18 protein-coding genes and 1 pseudogene are annotated in these 19,845 nt (G+C 73.9%); 2 read left to right on the forward strand and 17 right to left on the reverse strand.

What is annotated here, in order from left to right; all coding sequences use genetic code 11:
- Window positions 1–40: 40 nt before the first annotated feature.
- From ACFUEL_RS02530 to ACFUEL_RS02580, 11 genes and pseudogenes are all read right to left on the reverse strand, one after another.
- A complete protein-coding gene (locus ACFUEL_RS02530; protein ID WP_380234064.1) occupies window positions 41–244 on the reverse strand; it encodes a hypothetical protein in 204 nt (67 codons plus the stop codon).
- A 191-nt stretch (window positions 245–435) separates the two neighbouring features.
- Window positions 436–1,935 (reverse strand): Asp-tRNA(Asn)/Glu-tRNA(Gln) amidotransferase subunit GatB, encoded by a 1,500-nt coding sequence (gene gatB / locus ACFUEL_RS02535; RefSeq protein WP_380234065.1) that lies wholly within the window; start codon window positions 1,933–1,935, stop codon window positions 436–438.
- A gap of 26 nt (window positions 1,936–1,961) precedes the next feature.
- Window positions 1,962–2,201 (reverse strand): hypothetical protein, encoded by a 240-nt coding sequence (locus ACFUEL_RS02540; RefSeq protein ID WP_033214849.1) that lies wholly within the window; start codon window positions 2,199–2,201, stop codon window positions 1,962–1,964.
- Window positions 2,198–3,691, reverse strand: a complete 1,494-nt coding sequence (gene gatA, locus ACFUEL_RS02545) for an Asp-tRNA(Asn)/Glu-tRNA(Gln) amidotransferase subunit GatA (RefSeq protein WP_380234066.1) — start codon at window positions 3,689–3,691, stop codon at window positions 2,198–2,200. Before gatA ends, ACFUEL_RS02540 begins: the two co-directional genes overlap by 4 nt.
- A 5-nt stretch (window positions 3,692–3,696) precedes the next feature.
- A complete protein-coding gene (gene gatC / locus ACFUEL_RS02550) occupies window positions 3,697–3,993 on the reverse strand; it encodes an Asp-tRNA(Asn)/Glu-tRNA(Gln) amidotransferase subunit GatC (RefSeq protein ID WP_030460841.1) in 297 nt (98 codons plus the stop codon).
- A gap of 172 nt (window positions 3,994–4,165) precedes the next feature.
- A pseudogene (locus ACFUEL_RS02555) lies at window positions 4,166–5,692 on the reverse strand (putative bifunctional diguanylate cyclase/phosphodiesterase); the annotation flags it as partial.
- A 364-nt stretch (window positions 5,693–6,056) separates the two neighbouring features.
- Complete coding sequence (gene ligA / locus ACFUEL_RS02560) at window positions 6,057–8,366, reverse strand: NAD-dependent DNA ligase LigA (RefSeq protein ID WP_380234078.1); 2,310 nt, start codon at window positions 8,364–8,366, stop codon at window positions 6,057–6,059.
- A gap of 30 nt (window positions 8,367–8,396) precedes the next feature.
- On the reverse strand, window positions 8,397–9,398 hold the full coding sequence (locus ACFUEL_RS02565) for a methionine synthase (RefSeq protein WP_380234079.1): 1,002 nt from the start codon (window positions 9,396–9,398) through the stop codon (window positions 8,397–8,399).
- 70 nt (window positions 9,399–9,468) lie between these two features.
- Entirely contained in the window at window positions 9,469–10,158 is a 690-nt protein-coding gene (locus tag ACFUEL_RS02570) for an SDR family oxidoreductase (RefSeq protein ID WP_033254061.1), read from the reverse strand.
- 11 nt (window positions 10,159–10,169) lie between these two features.
- Window positions 10,170–10,706: a TIGR00730 family Rossman fold protein gene (locus ACFUEL_RS02575; protein WP_380234067.1), complete on the reverse strand. Its 537-nt coding sequence runs from the start codon at window positions 10,704–10,706 to the stop codon at window positions 10,170–10,172.
- Between the two features lie 46 nt (window positions 10,707–10,752).
- Complete coding sequence (locus ACFUEL_RS02580) at window positions 10,753–11,100, reverse strand: hypothetical protein (protein WP_380234068.1); 348 nt, start codon at window positions 11,098–11,100, stop codon at window positions 10,753–10,755.
- Window positions 11,101–11,227: 127 nt separating this feature from the next.
- Between ACFUEL_RS02580 and ACFUEL_RS02585 the strand changes: the two genes are divergently transcribed.
- On the forward strand, window positions 11,228–12,859 hold the full coding sequence (locus ACFUEL_RS02585; RefSeq protein WP_380234069.1) for a hypothetical protein: 1,632 nt from the start codon (window positions 11,228–11,230) through the stop codon (window positions 12,857–12,859).
- Here ACFUEL_RS02585 and mnmA read toward each other — a convergent pair.
- The 4 genes from mnmA to ACFUEL_RS02605 all read right to left on the reverse strand — a co-directional run bounded on the left by mnmA (window position 12,856) and on the right by ACFUEL_RS02605 (window position 17,272).
- Window positions 12,856–13,989, reverse strand: coding sequence for a tRNA 2-thiouridine(34) synthase MnmA (gene mnmA / locus ACFUEL_RS02590; RefSeq protein WP_380234070.1), 1,134 nt, complete (start codon window positions 13,987–13,989; stop codon window positions 12,856–12,858). The genes ACFUEL_RS02585 and mnmA overlap by 4 nt on opposite strands.
- 41 nt (window positions 13,990–14,030) lie before the next feature.
- Window positions 14,031–15,437: an MFS transporter gene (locus ACFUEL_RS02595; protein WP_380234071.1), complete on the reverse strand. Its 1,407-nt coding sequence runs from the start codon at window positions 15,435–15,437 to the stop codon at window positions 14,031–14,033.
- A gap of 107 nt (window positions 15,438–15,544) precedes the next feature.
- Entirely contained in the window at window positions 15,545–16,036 is a 492-nt protein-coding gene (locus tag ACFUEL_RS02600) for a MarR family winged helix-turn-helix transcriptional regulator (protein WP_380234072.1), read from the reverse strand.
- A 54-nt stretch (window positions 16,037–16,090) separates the two neighbouring features.
- Window positions 16,091–17,272 (reverse strand): cysteine desulfurase family protein, encoded by a 1,182-nt coding sequence (locus ACFUEL_RS02605; RefSeq protein ID WP_380234073.1) that lies wholly within the window; start codon window positions 17,270–17,272, stop codon window positions 16,091–16,093.
- 104 nt (window positions 17,273–17,376) lie between these two features.
- On the opposite strand from ACFUEL_RS02605, the gene ACFUEL_RS02610 reads away from it, so the two are divergent.
- Window positions 17,377–18,198 carry an IclR family transcriptional regulator gene (locus ACFUEL_RS02610; protein ID WP_380234074.1) on the forward strand — a complete coding sequence of 274 codons (822 nt, stop codon included), beginning with the start codon at window positions 17,377–17,379 and terminating at the stop codon, window positions 18,196–18,198.
- Here the strand turns inward: ACFUEL_RS02610 and ACFUEL_RS02615 are convergent.
- Window positions 18,134–18,793 carry a trimeric intracellular cation channel family protein gene (locus tag ACFUEL_RS02615; RefSeq protein WP_380234075.1) on the reverse strand — a complete coding sequence of 220 codons (660 nt, stop codon included), beginning with the start codon at window positions 18,791–18,793 and terminating at the stop codon, window positions 18,134–18,136. The genes ACFUEL_RS02610 and ACFUEL_RS02615 overlap by 65 nt on opposite strands.
- Before the next feature lie 45 nt (window positions 18,794–18,838).
- Complete coding sequence (locus tag ACFUEL_RS02620; RefSeq protein ID WP_380234076.1) at window positions 18,839–19,633, reverse strand: ferritin-like domain-containing protein; 795 nt, start codon at window positions 19,631–19,633, stop codon at window positions 18,839–18,841.
- Window positions 19,634–19,845: the final 212 nt, after the last annotated feature.

A 19,845-nucleotide genomic window follows, 5' to 3' on the forward strand; every position in this document is an offset into this window, starting at 1 on the left:
GAACGGTTATCCCGACCGGCGGACGGCCCGGCCCCGCCGGTCACCCGGCGCAGCCCGCCGCGGCCCCCGAACGGCCCTTCCCCGCAAGCGACTTGGTGCGCGGCGCGGCCTCTCGGCGGACCAGCCGCGCCAGCCGTCCGACCAGCCCGGGGTGCCCGCCGGCCGCCTCCCGGACCAGCCGCTCGGCGGCGGCCCGGCTGTGCAGTTCGCGTTCCCGTACCTTGAACAACTCGTACTCGTACACGGTGTCTTCCCCTCGTTGCGTGCTGGTGTCCAGCCTCCGCCCCCAGGGGGGTGCGCCACATCGGGAGCCTGCCCGATCCCGGCGGGCCGCCGCCCGCGAAAACGGCGGTGCCCGCCCCCGACAGGGGACGGGCACCGCTCCCGGCGGGCCTAAGCAGCCTCCTTAGACGCCTCCGTACCGCCTTAGGGACCTCAGGCGAGCTTCCCCAAGATGAGGTCCTTGACCTTCGCCGCGTCGGCCTGCCCGCGGGTGGCCTTCATGACCGCGCCGACCAGCGCGCCCACCGCCTGGACCTTGCCGTCGCGGATCTTCGCGGCGACGTCCGGGTTGTCGGCGATGGCCTGGTCGACGGCCGCGCCGAGCGCGGAGTCGTCCGAGACCACGGCGAGGCCGCGCCCGGCGACCACGTCGTCCGGCTCGCCCTCGCCGGCGAGGACGCCCTCGATGACCTGGCGGGCCAGCTTGTCGTTGAGCTTGCCATCGGCGACCAGCGCGCACACCCGGGCCACCTGGGCCGGGGTGATCGGCTGCTCGGAGAGTTCGGTGCCGGTCTCGTTGGCGCGGCGCGCCAGCTCGCCCATCCACCACTTGCGGGCCTGGTCGGCGGGGGCGCCGGCCGCGATGGTCTCCGAGATCGGCTCCACCGCACCGGCGTTGAGCACCGACTGCATGTCCTTGTCGGTCAGGCCCCACTCGGCCTGCAGCCGGGCCCGGCGGACCCGGGGCAGCTCGGGCAGCGAGGCCCGCAGCTCCTCGACCCACTCCCGGGCCGGGGCGACCGGCACCAGGTCGGGCTCGGGGAAGTACCGGTAGTCCTCGGCGTTGTCCTTGATCCGGCCGGCCGTGGTGGAGCCGTCCTCCTCGTGGAAGTGCCGGGTCTCCTGGACGATGGTGCCGCCGTCGGTGAGGACGGTGGCGTGCCGCTGGATCTCGAACCGGGCGGCCCGCTCGACGCTGCGCAGCGAGTTGACGTTCTTGGTCTCGCTGCGGGTGCCGAACGTCGAGGTGCCGTTGGGACGCAGCGACAGGTTGACGTCGCAGCGCATCTGGCCCTTGTCCATCCGGGCCTCGGAGACGCCCAGCGCCCGGATCAGCTCGCGCAGTTCGGCGACGTACGCCTTGGCGACCTCGGGGGCGCGGTGGCCGGCGCCCTCGATCGGCTTGGTGACGATCTCGATCAGCGGGATGCCGGCCCGGTTGTAGTCCAGCAGCGAGTACTCCGCGCCGTGGATGCGGCCGGTGGCGCCGCCGACGTGGGTGGACTTGCCGGTGTCCTCCTCCATGTGGGCGCGCTCGATCTCCACCCGGAAGACCTCGCCGTCCTCCAGCTGCACGTCGAGGTAGCCGTTGAAGGCGATCGGCTCGTCGTACTGGCTGGTCTGGAAGTTCTTCGGCATGTCCGGGTAGAAGTAGTTCTTCCGGGCGAACCGGCACCACTCGGCGATCTCGCAGTTCAGCGCGAGGCCGATCCGCACCGCCGACTCCACGCCGACCGCGTTGACCACCGGCAGCGACCCGGGCAGGCCCAGGCAGGTCGGGCAGGTCTGCGAGTTCGGCTCCGCGCCCAGCTCGGTGGAGCAGCCGCAGAACATCTTGGTCTTGGTACCCAGCTCGACGTGGACCTCAAGGCCCATCACCGGGTCGTACGAGGCGAGAGCCTCCTCGTAGGAGACCAGGCTCATGACGCTCACAGCGTCCCTTCTTCCATCATGGGTGTTCAGCCGAGCAGGACGTCGTCGTCGCCGAGACGCTTGAGCTCGCGGACGAGGAGCGCGGTGCCGGTGACCAGGGCGGCGGCGCCGACCAGGGCGTTGACCAGCTTGAGGGTGTCGTTGTCGGCGCGCGCGGTGCGGGCCTCCTTGACGATGGAGATCGCGCCGAAGGCGCTGGTGCCGATGGACAGCCACAGACCGGGCTTCGAGTGCTTCCAGCCCTTGGCCTTCTCGATCTTGCTCATAGTGCCGGTGCCTCCTCCAGCAGGGCGTGGCCCCACTTGTCGTTGAGCGCGGCCTCGACGGCGCCGCCCACGCGGTAGAGGCGGTCGTCCGCCATCGCGGGGGCGATGATCTGCAGGCCGACCGGGAGATTGTCCTCCGGGGCGAGCCCGCAGGGCAGCGACATGGCCGCGTTGCCCGCCAGGTTCGAGGGAATGGTGCACAGGTCGGCGAGGTACATCGCCATCGGGTCGTCTGCCCGCTCGCCGATCGGGAATGCCGTGGTCGGGGTGGTCGGGGAGACCAGCACGTCCACGCCCGCGAAGGCGGCGTCGAAGTCCCGCGAGATCAGGGTGCGGACCTTCTGCGCCGAGCCGTAGTAGGCGTCGTAGTAGCCGGACGACAGCGCGTAGGTGCCGAGGATGATGCGGCGCTTGACCTCGGGGCCGAAGCCGGCCTCGCGGGTGAGCGCGGTGACCTGCTCGGCGGAGCGGGTGCCGTCGTCGCCGACCCGCAGGCCGTAGCGCATGGCGTCGAACCGGGCGAGGTTCGAGGACGCCTCGGACGGGGCGATCAGGTAGTAGGCGGGCAGCGCCAGCGTGAAGGACGGGCAGGAGACCTCGACGACCTCGGCGCCCAGCTCGCGCAGCAGCTCGACGGACTCCTCGAAGCGCTGCATGACGCCGGCCTGGTAGCCCTCGCCGGCGAACTCCTTGACCACGCCGATCCGCATGCCGCGCACGTCGCGCATCCGCGCGGCGGCGACCACGTCGGGGACGGGGGCGTCGATCGAGGTGGAGTCCAGCGGGTCGTGCCCGGCGATGGCCTCGTGCAGCAGCGCCGTGTCGAGCACGGTGCGGGCGCACGGGCCGCCCTGGTCGAGCGAGGAGGAGAAGGCGACCAGGCCGTAGCGGGACACCGAGCCGTAGGTGGGCTTGACGCCGACGGTGCCGGTGACGGCGCCGGGCTGGCGGATCGAGCCGCCGGTGTCGGTGCCGATCGCCAGCGGGGCCTCGAAGGCGGCCAGCGCGGCCGCCGAGCCGCCGCCGGAGCCGCCGGGGATGCGGGTGAGGTCCCACGGGTTGCCGGTCGGGCCGTAGGCGGAGTTCTCGGTGGAGGAGCCCATCGCGAACTCGTCCATGTTGGTCTTGCCGAGGATGACGACGTCGGCGTCCTTCAGGCGCTTCGTCAGGGTCGCGTCGTACGGCGGGACCCAGCCCTCCAGGATCTTCGACCCGCAGGTGGTCGGCATGCCCTCGGTGGTGAAGACGTCCTTGAGCGCGAGCGGCACGCCGGCGAGCGGGCCCAACCCGGCGCCGGAGGCGCGCTTGGCGTCGACGGCGCGGGCGGCGGCGAGCGCGCCCTCGTGGTCGACGTGCAGGAAGGCGTTGACCTTCTTGTCGACGGCGTCGATCCGGTCCAGGTGGGCCTGGGCGACCTCGACCGCCGAGACCTCGCCCCTGGCGATGGCGCCGGCCGTCTCGGCCGCCGTGTACTTGATGAGCTCGGTCATCTCGGTCAGTCCTCCCCGAGGATCTGCGGCACGCGGAAACGCTGGTCCTCACTCGCCGGGGCGCCGGAGAGCGCCTGCTCCGGGGTCAGCGACTGTCGCACCTCGTCCGCGCGCATCACGTTGGTGAGCGGGAGCGGGTGGGAGGTCGGCGGGACGTCCTGCCCCGCGACCTCGGAAACGCGGGCGACCGCGCCGATGATCACGTCGAGCTGCTCGGCGAAGTGGTCCAACTCCTCCGCCTGCAACTCCAGACGCGACAGCCGGGCGAGGTGGGCGACCTCCTCGCGCGTGATGCCAGGCATGCAGCGATCCTCAAGGGTGAGTTCTGGTGGGCCGGGCGGCGCCCCGCGGGGCGCGCCGGTCCTTTCGGTCCTAAGGGGCCATCCTATGGGCAGACGGGGAACGGCCGTCCGGGCGCGCTAAAGGGGACCGCCCCGGAACGTTCCCGGGTGGTCCCCCGTCGAGCGAGGACACTCAGCGCGGCAGCGACTCCACCGGCGGCGCCTCGTTGCGCCGCACCAGCAGCCAGGCGGTGGCCTGGTCGGCGGGCAGCGCCGCGGAGACCAGCCAGCCCTGGACGGCGTCGACGCCCATGTCGTGCAGCCGCTCCCAGGTCTCGTCGTCCTCGACGCCCTCGGCGACCACGGTCAGGCCCAGCGAGTGGGCGAGTTCGACGGAGCAGCGGACCACGGCGGCGTCGTGGTCGTCGGCGACCATCCGGGAGACGAAGGAGCGGTCGATCTTGAGTTCGCCGACCGGCAGGCTGCGCAGCCGCACCAGCGAGGAGTGGCCGGTGCCGAAGTCGTCCAGGGACATCCGCACGCCGTAGCGGCGCAGTTCGGCGAGGGTGTCGGCGGCCCGCCGGCTGTCGTCGAGCAGCAGCCGTTCGGTGATCTCCAACTGGAGGGCGGCGGCGGGCACCTGGTGCCGGGTGAGGTGTCCGGCGACCCGGGCGGCGAAGCCGGGGTTGAGGACGTCGCGGGGCGAGACGTTGACGGCGACGGGCACCATCAGGCCCTGGTGGCGCCAGCGGGCGATCTGTCCGACGGCGCTCTCCAGCACGTAGTCGGTGAGCCGGGGCATCAGCCCGGAGGACTCGGCGAGCGCGATGAACTCGTCCGGCGCCACCCGCCCCTGTCCGGGCCGGTCCCAGCGGACCAGCGCCTCCAGGCCGACGACGCTGCCGTCGAAGGCGACCTTGGGCTGGTAGTGCAGCTGGACCTCGTTCATCTCGATGGCCCGCCGCAGGTCGCCGAGCAGGCCGATCCGGTACGGGGTGTCGAGGTCGCGGGCCTCGTCGTAGCGCTCGACGCCGCTGCGGCCGTGCTGGGCGTGGCCCATCGCCACGTCGGCGCGGCGCAGAAGCGATTCTGCATCCTGGGCGTTGGCGGGGTAGGCGCACACCCCGGCGCTGGCCTCCAGGACGAGGAGTAAGCCGTCCAGCCGGATCGGCGCGGCGAGCTCGGCGATCAGCGCCTTCGCGGTGCGCTCCAGCACCTCGGTGCTGCCCACCCCCGGCAGCAGCACGGCGAACTCGTCGCCGCCCATCCGGGCCACCACCGGGCGCTCGCCGCGCCGGACCGGCGGGGGCAGCGCGGTGCCGTCCTCGCCGTCCCTGGGGTGGCCGGTGCCGGTGCGCAGGGCGCGGTGCAGGCGGCGGGCGATGTGCACCAGCAGCCGGTCCCCGGCGGTGTGGCCGAGGGCGTCGTTGAGGGAGCGGAAGCGGTCCAGGTCGAGCAGGATCAGGCCGACCCCGTAGCCGGGTTCGTCCCGGTGCTTGGCCAGCGCCTCCTGGGTGGCGATCAGCAGGGCCTGCCGGTTGGGCAGGTCGGTGAGCGGGTCGGTGAGCTGGTCGCGCGCCCGGTCCCGGGCGATCCGCCAGGCGGCGACCAGCACGGCCAGGGGAACCGAGAACAGCGGAAGCAGTTCGGGTTCGTGGCGGTACACCAGAACGGCCAGCGGGATGAGCGGCGCGGCCCCGGCCAGCAGCACGCCGAGCAGCAGGACCGCCCCTGCCACCCCCTGCGGCGGGCGTGTGGGCGCGCCGCCGGTCGTACGATCCATAAGCCCAGTCCTCCGTCGGGCCCGCCCCCCGGCGGGGCCGCCTCACGGTGAGGCACCCCTCTCCGCAGAGGTGCCGGTGGACGTCAGACGAGGGCGTGTCCCCGGGGCTCCGGCGGAAGACCGTCGCCACACACTCCTGCTGACAGTTCGTAGCGCCCAGGGTAAGCCGGGGTGGCCCACCTGGGCACACTTTCGGGCCAGCTCTGAGCGCAACGTCATATCCGCGCGTTGTTCAGTGACACAATGCCCGATTTCCTTCTCGAACACCCGACTGACGCGGCATCAGGACGGTAACGACGCGTCAGGAAACCTTCTTCACCGCCTCTTCTCCGACATTTTCCCCCGCCGCTTCCGCTTCGTTCGTACCGGGGGCGTCTGTCGGTTCCAGCCCGAGGTGCGCCCGCGCGGCGTCCGCGCCCTGCTCCAGCAGGACGGCGAAACCCTCGTCGTCGAGCACCGGGACGCCCAGTTGCAGCGCCTTGTCGTGCTTGGATCCGGGGTTGTCGCCGACCACCACGAAGTGCGTCTTCTTCGACACCGAACCGGTGACCTTGGCGCCGCGCGAGGTCAGCGCCTCCTTGGCGCCGTCCCGGGTGTGCCCGGCGAGGGTGCCGGTGACCACCACGGTCAGGCCCTCCAGCGGGCGCTCGGCGTCCTCGTCGCCCTCGACCTCGGTGAACGAGACCCCGGCCGCCCGCCACTTCTCGACGATCTCCCGGTGCCAGTCCTCGGCGTACCACTCCTTGACGGCGCGGGCGATGGTCGGACCGATGCCCTCGACGGCGGCGAGTTCGGCCTCGTCGGCGGCGAAGACCCGGTCGAGGTCGCGGAACTCGCGGGCCAGCGCCTGGGCGGCGACCGGGCCGACGTGCCGGATCGACAGGCCGTTCAGGAAGCGCCACAGCTGGCTGGTCCGGGCGGCCCGCAGGTTGTCGAGCAGCGCGGAGGTGGTCTTCTTGGCCGTGCCCGCGTTGTTGGCGAAGAAGAACACCTCCTTCTCCTCGCCGGTCTCGTCGTCCAGCTTGGGCATGCCGGTCTTCGGGTCGCGCAGCAGCACCTTGATCGGGAGCAACCGCTCCTCGGTCAGGTCGAAGATGTCGCCCTCGTTGCGCACCGGCGGCTCGACCGGCGGCAGCGGCTGGGTGAGCGCGGTGGCGGCGACGTAGCCGAGGCCCTCGACGTCCAGGCTGCTGCGGCCGCCGAGGAAGGCGATCCGCTCGCGGATCTGCGCCGGGCAGTACCGGGCGTTGGGGCAGCGCAGGTCGATGTCGCCCTCGGACATCGGGCGCAGCCCGCTGCCGCACTCCGGGCACTGCGCGGGCATCACGAACTCCCGCTCGCCGCCGTCCCGCAGGTCGTAGACCGGGCCGAGGATCTCCGGGATGACGTCCCCCGCCTTGCGCAGCACGACGGTGTCGCCGAGCAGCACGTCCTTGGCCTTCACCACCTGCTGGTTGTGCAGCGTCGCGTACTGCACCATCGAGCCGGCCACCTTCACCGGCTCGGCCAGCACCGCGTACGGGGTGGCCCGGCCGGTGCGGCCGATGCCGATCTTGATGTCGGCGAGCTTGCCGGTGACCTCCTCCGGCGGGTACTTCCAGGCGATCGCCCAGCGCGGCGACTTGGAGGTGGAGCCGAGCCGGCCCTGGAGGGGGATCTCGTCGACCTTGACCACCACGCCGTCGATCTCGTGCTCGACCGAGTGCCGCTGCTCGCCGAAGCGCTTGATGAACGCCCGCACCTCGTCCAGCGTGCCGACCACCTGGTTGTGCTTGGCGGTGGGCAGGCCCCAGCCGTGCAGCAGCCGGTACGCGTGCGACTGGCAGTCGATGTCGAAGCCCTCCCGGGCGCCGATGCCGTGCACGACCATCCGCAGCCCGCGGGCCTTGGTGATCAGCGGGTCCTTCTGGCGCAGCGAGCCGGCGGCGGCGTTGCGCGGGTTCATGTACAGCTTGGCCATCGCCAGCAGCCGCTTGCCCGCCGCGGCGCGCTCGACGTTCTCCAGGCGGCGGCGCTCGTTCTCCTCCGCGATGGCGGCGTTCAGCGCGTCGAAGGCGTCGTTGGAGAGGTAGACCTCGCCGCGGACCTCGACCAGCTCCGGCAGGTCCTCGCCGTGCAGCCGGTGCGGGATGCCCTCGATGGTGCGGACGTTGGCGGTGATGTCGTCGCCGACCACACCGGTGCCGCGGGTGGCGGCCAGCACCAGCTCGCCGCGCCGGTACGTCAGGTTGACGGCCAGGCCGTCCACCTTCAGCTCGCACAGGTAGTGGTAGTCGATGCCGGACAGCTCGGTGGCGACCCGCTCGGCCCAGGCGGCCAGCTCCTCGTCGTCCATCGCGTTGTCCAGGCTGAGCAGCCGCTCCCGGTGGACCACGGCGGCGAACTGCTCGCTCGTCCCGCCGCCGACCTTCTGGGTCGGCGAGTCGGGCGTCACCAGTGCCGGGTGCGCGGCCTCCAGCGCCTCCAGCTCCCGCATCAGGGCGTCGAACTCGCCGTCGCTGATGGTCGGGGCGTCCTGGTCGTAGTACCGGGCGCGGTGCTCCTCGATCTCGGTCGCCAGCTCGGCGTGCCGCGTCCGCACCTCCGCCGGGATCTCCTCCCAGCCCTCCACAGCCGCCACCGCGCCGTCCTCCTCGTCTCGCTACTCCGGGTTGTCCACCAGGCTGCGGGCGGCGCGGACCGCGGTGGCCAGCGCCCGCCGCGCGTACGCCGGGGAGGCCCCCGCCAGCCCGCACGTGGGCGTCACCACGACCCGGCGGCCCAGCAGTTCGGGGGCCAGACCGAGCCGGCGCCACAGCGTCCTGACACCCTGGACACTACCGGCCGGGTCCGACGTTTCGACGTCGGTGGACGGCACCACACCGGCGAGGACCAGCGTGCCGCCCTCGACCGCCTCGCCCAGGTCGTCGTCGTCGCGCTCGGTCAGCAGGCCGAAGTCCAGGCTGATCCCGGCCGCCCCGGCCCGGCGCAGCAGTCCGATCGGCACCTTCGGCGCGCAACTGTGCACCAGGACGGGCGCGTCGAGGCCGCCGATCAGCTCGCGCAGGGCGTACTCGGCAAGTTGGCGGTCGACCGCGCGCAGCCGCTGGAAGCCGCTGGCGGTCTTCACCGATCCGGCCAGGACGGCGGGCAGCAGCGGCTCGTCCAGTTGCAGGACGACGGTGGCGCCGGGGACGCGGCGGCGGACGTCGGCGAGGTGGCGGCGCAGGCCCTCGGTGAGCGAGCCGGCGATGTCGCGGCAGGCGCCGGGGTCGCTGAGCGCCTTCTCGCCGTGCCGCAGTTCGATCGAGCCGGCCAGCGTCCACGGGCCGACGGCCTGCACCTTGAGCGGGCCGGCGTAGCCCTGGGTGTACTCCTCCAGGGCGTCGAGGTCCTCGCCGAGCCAGGACACCGCCCGCTTGGTGTCGCGCCCGGGGTGGTCGGTGAAGCGCCACCCGCTGGGCTCGGTCTGCACGAACAGTTCGGTCAGCAGCCCGGCGCCGCGCCCGATCATGTCGGCGCCCGGCCCGCGCGCGGGCAGTTCGGGCAGGTGCGGGAGCTGCTCCAGCTCGGCCACCACGCCGCGGGCCATCTCCCGCACGTCCCCGCCGGGCATCGACCCGACTCCGGTCGCCGCACCGGACAGTTCCGCGAAAACGTCCACGTCAGTCACGGGGAGAGCCTACGAGCCCGGGGCGGGGCGCGGGAAACGGCCCGCGCCCCCGCCGGTCGTGCTACCTGCCGGGGCGGACGGTGATCTCGGTGATCTCGGCGTCCCTGGGCAGGTCGAGCGCGGTGAGGACGGCGGTGGCCACCGACTCCGGCGCGATCCAGCGCTCCGGGTCGTACTCCGCGCCCTCCTGCTGGTGGACCTTCTGCTGCATCGGGGTGGCCGTCCGCCCCGGGTAGACGCTGGTCACCCGGACGCCGTTGGCGTGCTCCTCCTGCCGCAGCGCGTCGGCCAGCGCGCGCACCGCGAACTTGCTGGCCGCGTACGAGCCCCAGGTCGGGTCGGCGCGCAGCCCGGCGCCGGAGTTGACGAACACCACGTGGCCGCGGGCCAGCCGCAGCGAGGGCAGCAGCAGCCGGGTCAGCTCGGCGGGCGCGACGGCGTTGACGTTGAGCTGGTGCTGCCACGCCTTGACCGGGGTCTCGGCGACCGTGCCGAGCTCGACCACCCCGGCAACGTGCAGCAGCGAGTCGAGTTCGACCGGCAGCGCCTGGTGCCCGAAGGCCCAGGACAGCTTGGCCGGGTCGTCCAGGTCGCCGACCAGGGTCCTCGCGTCGGGGTAGCGCTCGCGCAGCTGGGCGGCGCGGCGCGCGTCGCGGACGAGCAGCCAGAGCTCCTCGCCGCGGGCGGTGAGCTTGTCGGCGACGACGGCGCCGATGCCGGAGCCGGCGCCGGTGATCAGGTGGACACCCACGGTGGTCTTCCTTACTGGGGCTGGTGTGCGGACAGGTGGGCGAGCGCCTCGGCCGGGGTCTGCGCGAAGGCCACCAGCTCGGCGAGCGGGCGGGGCAGGAAGCCCTCGGCGTCCATCCGCTCCAGCTGGAGGCGCAGGCCGGTGTAGAAGCCCTCGCTGTCCAGGACGACCACCGGCTTGTCGTGCAGGCCGTGCTTCTTCAGCTCCAGCACCTCGGTGATCTCGTCCAGCGTGCCCACCCCGCCGACCAGCACCACCAGCGCGTCCCCGTGCGCCAGCAGCTCGGCCTTCCGGGTCGGCAGGTCCGGCATGGTCACCAGCTCGTCCGCACCCTCGTACGCCTTGTGCCGCAGGAACTCCACCGAGATCCCCACCAGCCGCCCGCCGGCGGCCCTGACCCCGTCGGCGAGCTCGCCCATCAGCCCGGCGTGCGAGCCGCCCCACACCAGCGTGTGCCCGGCCTCGCCGAGCAGCCGGGCGAACTCGGCCGCCGGGGCGGTGTACTTGGCGTCGAGGGAGTTGGCGGAGCAGAAGACCGTGATGTTCATAGTGCCCCCAGTCCTACCACCGGCCCGTGTGCCCAGGTCAAACCGATCAGAGCAGCAGTCCCCAGTAGACGAATGCGGCCAGCAGCACGGCGGCGCTCGCCCAGGACAGGAACCGGCCCCACAGGTTGGTGAACGTCAGCGCCAGCCGGACGGCGATCGCCGCCGCCGGCAGCACCGACAGGCCCCAGCACACCACCGCGGGCATGCCCGGGAAGACCCCCACCCGCAGCAGCCACATCAGGATGGTCGAGGCGATGGCGATCGACCACACCGACTCGAAGACGTCGTCGGACCCGCCCTCGTTCCTGCCGTACCCCCCGCCCGGCATCGGCCCCGGGCTGTCGCTGATGACGTACGACCCGTCGTCCAGCTTGCGAACGTACCTGTCCTTCATCGAGGCCCCCTGTCCGTCGCCGCCCCGGGACGCCGATTCTAAGCGGAGCCCCGCCCTCCCGGCAGTCCTCCGGCGCCCCCGGAAAACCCTTGGCCCACCGGGCTCTCGGCCTGCCACCATGCCGCGCGTGACGACGGTGGACGAAGCATGGCGGCGGTTGACGGTGCGGGCCCGCGAACCGGTGCTGGAGCAGTTGCGGCGGGCCGCCCGGGGCGAGCCGGTCGTTCCGGCGCTGTACCGCTGGGACAAGGGCATGGACCCGGCCGCGCCCGCCGCGCTGCCCTTCCTGGCCGCCCTGGTCCGCGATCCGGGCCTGCCGAACCGGGAGCAGTTGCTGGGCTTCCTGCTGCTGCTGGTCAACGCCGGCCGGCAGGAGGCCGCCGAGCGCCGCGCGCACGGCTGGGCCGCCGCCTGGCGGAAGCACCGCACGGCCCTGGAGCCGCTGCTGGCCGACCCGGCCCCGGAGGTGCGCAACACGGCCGGGCACCTGGTGGAGCGGGCCGCACCGCTGCTGGCGCGGATCCCGCTGGAGACCGAACCCTGGCTCCGGGTCCGGCAGTTGCAACGCCTGGGCGAGGTCGCCGACCCGGCCGACGACGCGGCCCGCGCCCTGCTCACCGACGCCCTGCACGGCGCCGACGGCCCCGACGCCGCCGCCCACCGGCTGGCCGCGCTGTGGGGGCTGGCCGCGCTGGACGCCGCCGAACCGGAACGCTGGGCCGACCGGTGGGTGGCGGCCGTCCTCGACCCGGCGGCGCCCGCGGCGGTCGACCGGCTGTGGACCCGGCCCGACGGCGACTACCGGGCCGAGCCGGCGCGCGAGGTCGCCTCGACCGCCCGGGCGCTGCCGCCGCGCCTCACCGCGCACCTCTCCGTCCGACTGGCCCGAGCCGCGCGGGACGCCGACCGGCCCGAGCTGTGCGCGGCCGCCCTGGAGGCCGGCTGGCGCCCGCTGCTGGACCTGCCGTCCACCGGCCCGCTCTGGCCCGCCACCGCCGGTGGACTGCTCGACCACCCCGATCCCCGGGTCCGGCACCGGGCCGCGGCCTTCCTCGCGGTGCTGGGCCGCGCGGCCGCCCCGTACGCCGACGCCCTGCACGCCCGGCTGGACGACACCGACGGTGACGAGTTCCTCGACGGCACCACCGCCGACCAGGCCCGCTGGGCGCTGGCCCGGATCGGCGACCCGCGCGTCCTGCCCGGCCTGGTACGGCAGTTGACGGCGGTGGAGCGGGAGAACGGCCGGGGCTTCGTGCGCGGCGACCCGCGCCGCCCCGAACCGTACGACGCGCTGCTCCCGCTGCACGGGCACGCGGCGGCACTGCGCCCGCAGGTCGCGCAGTGGGCCCGGGAGGGCGCGTCGCACGCCCGGCCGGACCGCCACCCGGGCGTCCGGCTGCTGGCGGCCTGGGACGGCCCGGCGGACGGCACGGAGCCGCCCTCCGACCCGGAGGCGGCGGCGCTCGGACTGCTCCGGGTGCCACCGGTCCGCCTGGTCCACGAGAGCCCGGCCCCGTACCTGCGCGGCACCCGGGCCGTCGCCGAGCTGTCCCGGCGCGGCCCGCTCTCCCCCGGCGTCCGGGCCGCCGTGGAGCACGTGCTGTCCCTGGACCGCCGGCTGTCCTGGCTCGGCGACTACCGGACGGTCCTGGACGACGAGCGGCTGCGCGACACCCTGCACCGGGCCCTGCGCGGCGAGGCGGTCACGGTGCCGCCGCTGTCACACCTGGACGAACTCGACTGCGAACTGGGGCACTAGACCCCGACGGCCCGCTCGGTGCTCGCGATGGTCGCCGAGCCGACCACCCGGGTGCCGTCGTACAGCACCACGGCCTGCCCGGGGGCGATGCCGCGGGCCGGGCTGTCGAGCCGGACGTGCAGTTCGTCCTCGCCCAGCACCGCGGTGACCGGGACCTCCTCGCCGTGCGCCCGCAGCTGGGCGGTGTAGCGGCCCTCGCCGGCGGCGGGGGTGCCGCACCAGCGGGGGCGGATGGCGGTCAGGGCGTGCACGTCGAGGCCCTCGACCGGGCCGACGGTGACGGTGTTGTTGACCGGGGAGATGTCGAGCACGTAGCGGGGCTTGCCGTCGGCGGCGGGGCGGCCGAGCCGCAGGCCCTTGCGCTGGCCGATGGTGAAGCCGTACGCGCCGTCGTGCTCGCCGAGCTTGGTGCCGTCGGTGTCGAGGATGTCGCCGGGGGCGGTGCCGAGGCGCTCGGCCAGGAAGCCCTGGGTGTCGCCGTCGGTGATGAAGCAGATGTCGTGGCTGTCGGGCTTCTTGGCGACGGCCAGGCCGCGCCGTTCGGCCTCCTCGCGGATGACGTCCTTGGTGGTGTCGCCGAGCGGGAACAGCGAGTGGGCGAGCTGTTCGGCGTCGAGCACGCCGAGGACGTACGACTGGTCCTTGGCGGCGTCGACGGCGCGGTGCAGTTCGCGGGTGCCGTCGGCGTGGTCGACGATCCGGGCGTAGTGGCCGGTGCAGACCGCGTCGAAGCCGAGGGCGACGGCCTTGTCGAGCAGCGCGGCGAACTTGATCTTCTCGTTGCAGCGCAGGCACGGGTTGGGGGTGCGCCCGGCGGCGTACTCGGCGACGAAGTCGTCGATCACGTCCTCGCGGAAGCGTTCGGCCAAGTCCCAGACGTAGAACGGGATGCCGATCACGTCGGCGGCGCGGCGGGCGTCCCGGGAGTCCTCCAGGGTGCAGCAGCCGCGGGCGCCGGTGCGGAAGGACTGCGGGTTGCTGGCGAGCGCCAGGTGGACGCCGGTCACCTCGTGGCCGGCCTCGACGGCCCGGGCGGCGGCGACGGCGGAGTCGACGCCGCCGGACATCGCGGCGAGCACGCGCAGGCGGCCGGTGGACGGGGTGGTCGGGGCGCCGGGGAAGTCAGTCATGGTGCCTCCAAGCGTAACGGGGGCGGCCGGCGCCCCGGCGGTCAGCCGTGCACCAGGGCGGGCGGTTCGGCGTCGGCGGGCGCGGCCGGGCGGTCGGGGCGGGGCAGGGCGAGGGCCAGCAGGAAGGCGGCGGCCAGCAGGGCGGCTCCGGTGCCGAAGGCGAGGTGGAAGCCGCCGGTGCCGCGTCCGGCGGCCAGTGCGGTGAGGACGGCGACGCCGAGTGCGGCGCCGACCTGCTGGGTGGTGTTGAGCAGGCCGGAGAGCAGTCCGGCGTCCTCGGGGCGGGCGTCGGCCATGCCGAGCGCGGTGAGGGCGGTGGCGGCGAGGCCGAACCCGGCGGCGCTGAGCGTGGTGGGCAGCACGTCGGCGGCGTAGTCGAGGGGCCCGGCGGGGAGCCGGGTGAGCAGGGCGATGCCGGCGGTGAGCAGGGCCAGGCCGAGCAGCAGGGTGCGGCGTTCGCCGAACCGGGCGATGGCGCGGGCGGCGAGCAGCAGGGAGACGGCGGCGATGGCGAGGGCGGCGGGCAGCATGGCCAGGCCGGTGGCCAGGGCGCTGTAGTGCTGGACTTGCTGGAGGTACAGGGCGAGCAGGATCTGGAAGCCGAACAGCGCGGCCAGCATGAGGAGTTGGATCAGGTTGGCGAGCGCGGTGGTGCGCCGGGCGAGGATCCGCGGCGGCAGCAGCGGGGTGGCGGTGCGGGTCTGCCGGAGTTGGAAGGCGGCGAGCAGGACGAGGGCGGCGGCGCCGGTGACCAGGGTGCGGGCGGAGGTCCAGCCGGCCGGGCCGCCCTCGACGATGGTGTAGACGCCGAGCATCAGTCCGGCGGTGACCAGGGCGGCGCCGGGGGCATCGGCGCCCGCCTTCAGGCCGGGGCCGCGGTCGTCGGCGAGCAGGCGGCGTCCGGCGAGCAGGGCGGCGGCGCCGATCGGCAGGTTGATGAAGAAGATCCAGTGCCAGCCGAGGCCCTGGGTGAGGACGCCGCCGAGCACCTGGCCGAGCGAGGCGCCCGCGGCGCCGGTGAAGCCGACGGCGCCGAACGCCCTGGCCCGCTCGGCGGGGTCGGGGAACAGCGCGACGACCATGCCGAGGCCGACGGCGGAGGCCATCGCCCCGCCGGCGCCCTGGAGGAAGCGGGCGGCGATCAGCGTCCCGGAGTTCACCGCGAGGCCGCAGAGCACGGAGGCGGCGGTGAAGGCGGCGATTCCGGCGAGGTAGACCCGGCGGCGGCCGAGCAGGTCGCCGAGGCGTCCGGCGAGCAGCAGCAGTCCGCCGAAGGCGACCACGTAGGCGTCCACCACCCAGGCCAGTCCGGCCGTGCCGGTGTGCAGGTCGGCCTGGATGGCGGGCAGCGCGACGGTGGTGATGGAGCCGTCCAGGATCACCATCAGCATTCCGGCGCACACCACCGCGAGGGCCGGCCAGCGGGTGCGGGACGGGTTCTCGGACACGGTTCTCTCCCTCCCGGGGCGCGCGGACGTGCGCCCCCGACAAGAGAGACCGTAGCAGATGGTTTTGTAGTAGACGATTTAAAAGCGGACGGCCTCCCGGTCGCGGGCTATCCCTGCCGGGCCCGCCGCGGCCTGCGCACCACGCCGCCCTCGTCGGCCACCGGGAACTCCGCCGCCCGCTGCAGCCGCTCCAGCGCGTCCACGAACACCTGCCGCTCCCCCGCCGACAGCTCGCCCAGCGCCTCGCCGTGCACCCGATCGACGATCACCTCGCCGCGCCGCACCAGCTCCTCGCCCGCGGGCGTCACCCGGATCACCTTCACCCGCCGGTCGGTCGCGGACGGGTGGCGCTCGGCCAGGCCGTCCCGCTCCAGCTCGTCGGCGGTGACCACCATGGTGGTCTTGTCCAGGCCGGCGATCGCGGCCAGCTGCGACTGGGTGCGCTCGGCCTCCATGGCGTGCAGCAGCACGCAGTGCTTGCGCGGGGAGCTGTCGATCCCGGCCAGGGCCAGCGACAGCCGGGTGTTCATCGCGTGCGCGGCCTGGACCAGCATCCCGGTGAGGTCGCGGACGGTGCGCTCGGGCAGGGGTGCGTTCATGCCCCCAGAATACGTCCGGTAGCAGAAGGTTCCGCCCGGGAGGGAAACCCGGCCTCAGCGGGCGGCGCGCACCAGCCCGGCCCGCCGGGCCCGCTCCACCGCGCCGGGCAGCGCGGCGGCCAGCGCCGCCACGTCGGCGGCGGTGGAGGTGTGGCCAAGCGAGAAGCGCAGCGAGGCGCGGGCCAGCTCCGGGTCGACGCCCATCGCCAGCAGCACGTGGCTGGGCTGCGGGACGCCGGCCGAGCAGGCCGAGCCGGTGGAGCACTCCACGCCCGCCGCGTCCAGCAGCATCAGCAGCGCGTCGCCCTCGCAGCCGGGGAAGGAGAAGTGCGCGTTGGCGGGCAGCCGCCCGTCCGCGCCCGGGTCCCCGTTGAGCACCGCGTCCGGCGCGGCCGCGCGGACCACGGCCAGCAGCTCGTCGCGCAGCGCGCCGACCGCGCCCGCGTAGCCGCCCTGCCGCTCGACGGCCAGCGCGGCGGCCACCGCGAACCCGGCCGCTCCCGGCACGTCCAGCGTGCCGGAGCGCACGTCGCGCTCCTGGCCGCCGCCGTGCAGCAGCGGGACGGGCTTGGCCGAGCGGGCGAGCAGCAGCGCGCCGACCCCGTACGGGCCGCCGACCTTGTGGCCGGTGACGGTCAGCGCGGTCAGCCCGGAGTCGGCGAAGGAGACCGGCACCTGGCCCAGCGCCTGCACCGCGTCGGAGTGCATCGGCACGTCGAACTCGGCGGCCACGGCGGCGAGTTCGCGGATCGGCTGAATCGTGCCGACCTCGTTGTTGGCCCACATCACGGTGACCAGCGCGACCGTCTCCGGGGCCCGCTCGATCGCCTCGCGCAGCGCCTCGGGGTGCACCCGGCCCAGCCCGTCCACCGGCAGGTACTCGACCTCGGCGCCCTCGTGCTCGGCCAGCCAGTGCACCGCGTCCAGCACCGCGTGGTGCTCGATCGGGCTGCTCAGCACCCGGCGGCGGGCCGGGTCGGCGTCGTGCCGGGCCCAGTACAGGCCCTTGACCGCCAGGTTGTCGGACTCGGTGCCGCCGCCGGTGAGCACGATCTCGCTGGGGCGGGCGCCCAGCGACTCGCCGAGCGACTCCCGGGACTCCTCGACGACCCGGCGGGCCCGCCGCCCGGCGGCGTGCAGCGAGGAGGCGTTGCCGACGGCCCCGAACCGCGCCGTCATCGCGGCGATCGCCTCGGGCAGCATCGGAGTGGTGGCGGCGTGGTCGAGGTAAGCCATAGCGGGAACCAGTGTAGGCGGCCGAAGAGTCACGATTTGGCCATTGCACCCTCTGCAACGCGCCGTTAGCCTTCCGGCCACGCTGCTGTGAGAGGGGAGGGGCCGTGTCCCAGACGGTCGACCGCGCGCTGACCATCCTGGCGTCGCTCGGCGAGGGCCCGGCGTCGCTGGAGCAGGCCGCCGCGAGGATCGGCGTGCACAAGTCCACCGCGCTGCGGCTGCTGCGCACGCTGCAGGAGCACGGCTTCGTCCACCGGCAGTCCGACCAGCGCTACCGGCTCGGCGGCCGGCTGTTCGCGCTCGCCCACCAGGCGCTGGAGGGCATCGACATCCGGCAGGTCGCCGCCCCGTACCTGGCGGTGCTCAACGAGCGCTACGGGCACACCGTGCACCTGTCCGTGCTGGAGGAGGACGAGGTGCTGTACCTCGACAAGGTCGAGGCGAAGTACCCGGACCACGGCCGCAGCTGGCTCGGCGAGGCCAGCCGGATCGGCAAGCGCGCCCCCGCGGTGGCGACCGCGGCGGGCAAGGTGCTGCTCGCGGACCTGCCCGCCGACAAGCTGGCCGCCTTCCTCGAGGGGGCCGACTTCCCGGCCCGCACCCCGCAGTCGATCCGCGGCCCGGAGGCGCTGCGGGCCGAGCTGGCCGAGGTGCGCCGCCGCGGCTGGGCGGTGGACCAGGCCGAGTACCAGGAGTCGGTGAACTGCATCGCCGCCCCGATCGCCGGCACCGAGGGCACCGCCATCGCCGCCTGCTCGATCTCCGCCCCGGTCCGGATCGCCTCGGTGACCGAGCTGAGCAAGCTGCTGCCGGAACTGCTCTGCACGGTCGAGGCGATCTCGCTGGCGTACGGCGGCTCCCCTACTCCTCGCTGGTGCGAGAACCGTTGCGGTGCCAAGCACGAGGTGCGCGCCAGCCGTACCTGAGCGCCAGCATCCGCATGGTGAAGGCGACCACCGCGGCCAGCGAGGCGTTCAGCGGGGTCAGCTGCCCGGTGCCGATCAGGACCGCCACCACGGCCGAGCCGACCAGCGCCGGGACGGCGTATATCTCGCGGTCCCAGCGCAGCAGCGAGGGCGGCTCCATCGCCAGCAGGTCGCGGATCACGCCGCCGCCCGCCGCGGTCAGCATGCCGCAGGCCACCGAGGGGACGGCCCCCAGCCCGTAGGTGTGCGCCTTGATGGTGCCGGTGACGCAGAACAGGCCCAGGCCCGCCGCGTCCAGCACCATCACCGCCCGGGTGATCCGCTCCACCTCGGGGTGCAGGAAGAACACCACCACCCCGGCCACCAGCGGGGTCGGGAAGTACCCGAAGCTGGTGAACGCGGCCACCGGCAGCGCCCCGATCACCAGGTCCCGCAGCACGCCGCCGCCCAGCGCGGTGGCCTCGGCCAGCACGCAGATGCCGAAGATGTCCATGTTCTTGCGGACGGCCATCAGCCCGCCGGACAGCGCGAACACGAAGATGCCGACCAGGTCGAGGACCTGCTGGACGTTGTGCGGGAAGATCTCGGAGGTCACCTGGTCAGTGTGCACACCGGCCCCCCGCGCCCCGCCGCCGGGCGGTCAGGCGAACTGCTCGTGCGGCGCGGGCTCGTGCGGCGCGGGCCCGCCCAGCGCGTTCAGCCGGGCCGGCATCCTCAGCGTGGTCATCCGCCGCCAGCCGCCCGCCCGCTCGTACGCGTACACCGCGTGGATGCCCGCCGCCAGCGCCGCCGACTTCGCCCTCGGCCAGCGCAGCAGCTCCCCCAGGTGCGCCATCACGGCCAGGCTGACGTCCCGGTAGGTGCGGATCTCCGCCCGGGCGGTGGCCTGCAGGGTGTCCAGGATCGCCCGGCCGTGCCCGTGGTACGCCAGCCGCAGCAGCTCCTCGTGGCAGAACGCCAGGTGGTTGTCCTCGTCGTTGGAGATCATCCGCACCGCCCGCCCCAGCTCCGGGTGGTCGCCGAAGACCTTCTTCAGCATCAGCATCTGCTCGGACGCCCGCTGCTCGGTGACCCGGCTGTGCGCCAGGTACGTGATCACGTCCCGCTCGGTCAGCGGCTCGTCGCGGCGCAGCCGGGCGTGCGCCAGGCCGATGCCCTGCCGCTCCAGGATCATCGTGTAGTCGGTGTCGTCCGGGACGTCCCGCTCGGCCAGGCCGCGCTTGTGCAGCAGCGCCTTGAAGATCCGGCCGTGCTTGTCCTCGTCCGCCCCGTGCCGGGCCACCTTCGGCGCCAGCACCGGGTCGGGCACCAGTCGGGCGATCCGGCCGTTCTCCCAGCCGCCCTGGTCCTCGCCCTTCGCGGCGATCGAGCAGAACAGCCGGAACGCCTGGTCGTCGTCGTGGATCTCCTGGAACAGACTGCGGGCCGACAGCATGGTGACCTACCCCTCGCGCGGGAGCCGGGACATTCCGCTCCAGTCAAGGCACCGCCCCCGCCTCCGGCAACAGCTCGGACGCGGGGCTGCGCCGTACGAAGGACAGCCTGGCCTGCGGAAGGGCCCGCCCTAGCCGACCAGGCGGCGCCGCCAGTCCAGGCCGACCACCTCGACGGCCCGCGACGGGTCGCCGCCCCAGCTGACCGTGAGAC

Origin of the sequence: Kitasatospora sp. NPDC057198 (genome assembly GCF_042670125.1) — a bacterium.
Lineage (GTDB): Bacteria > Actinomycetota > Actinomycetes > Streptomycetales > Streptomycetaceae > Kitasatospora.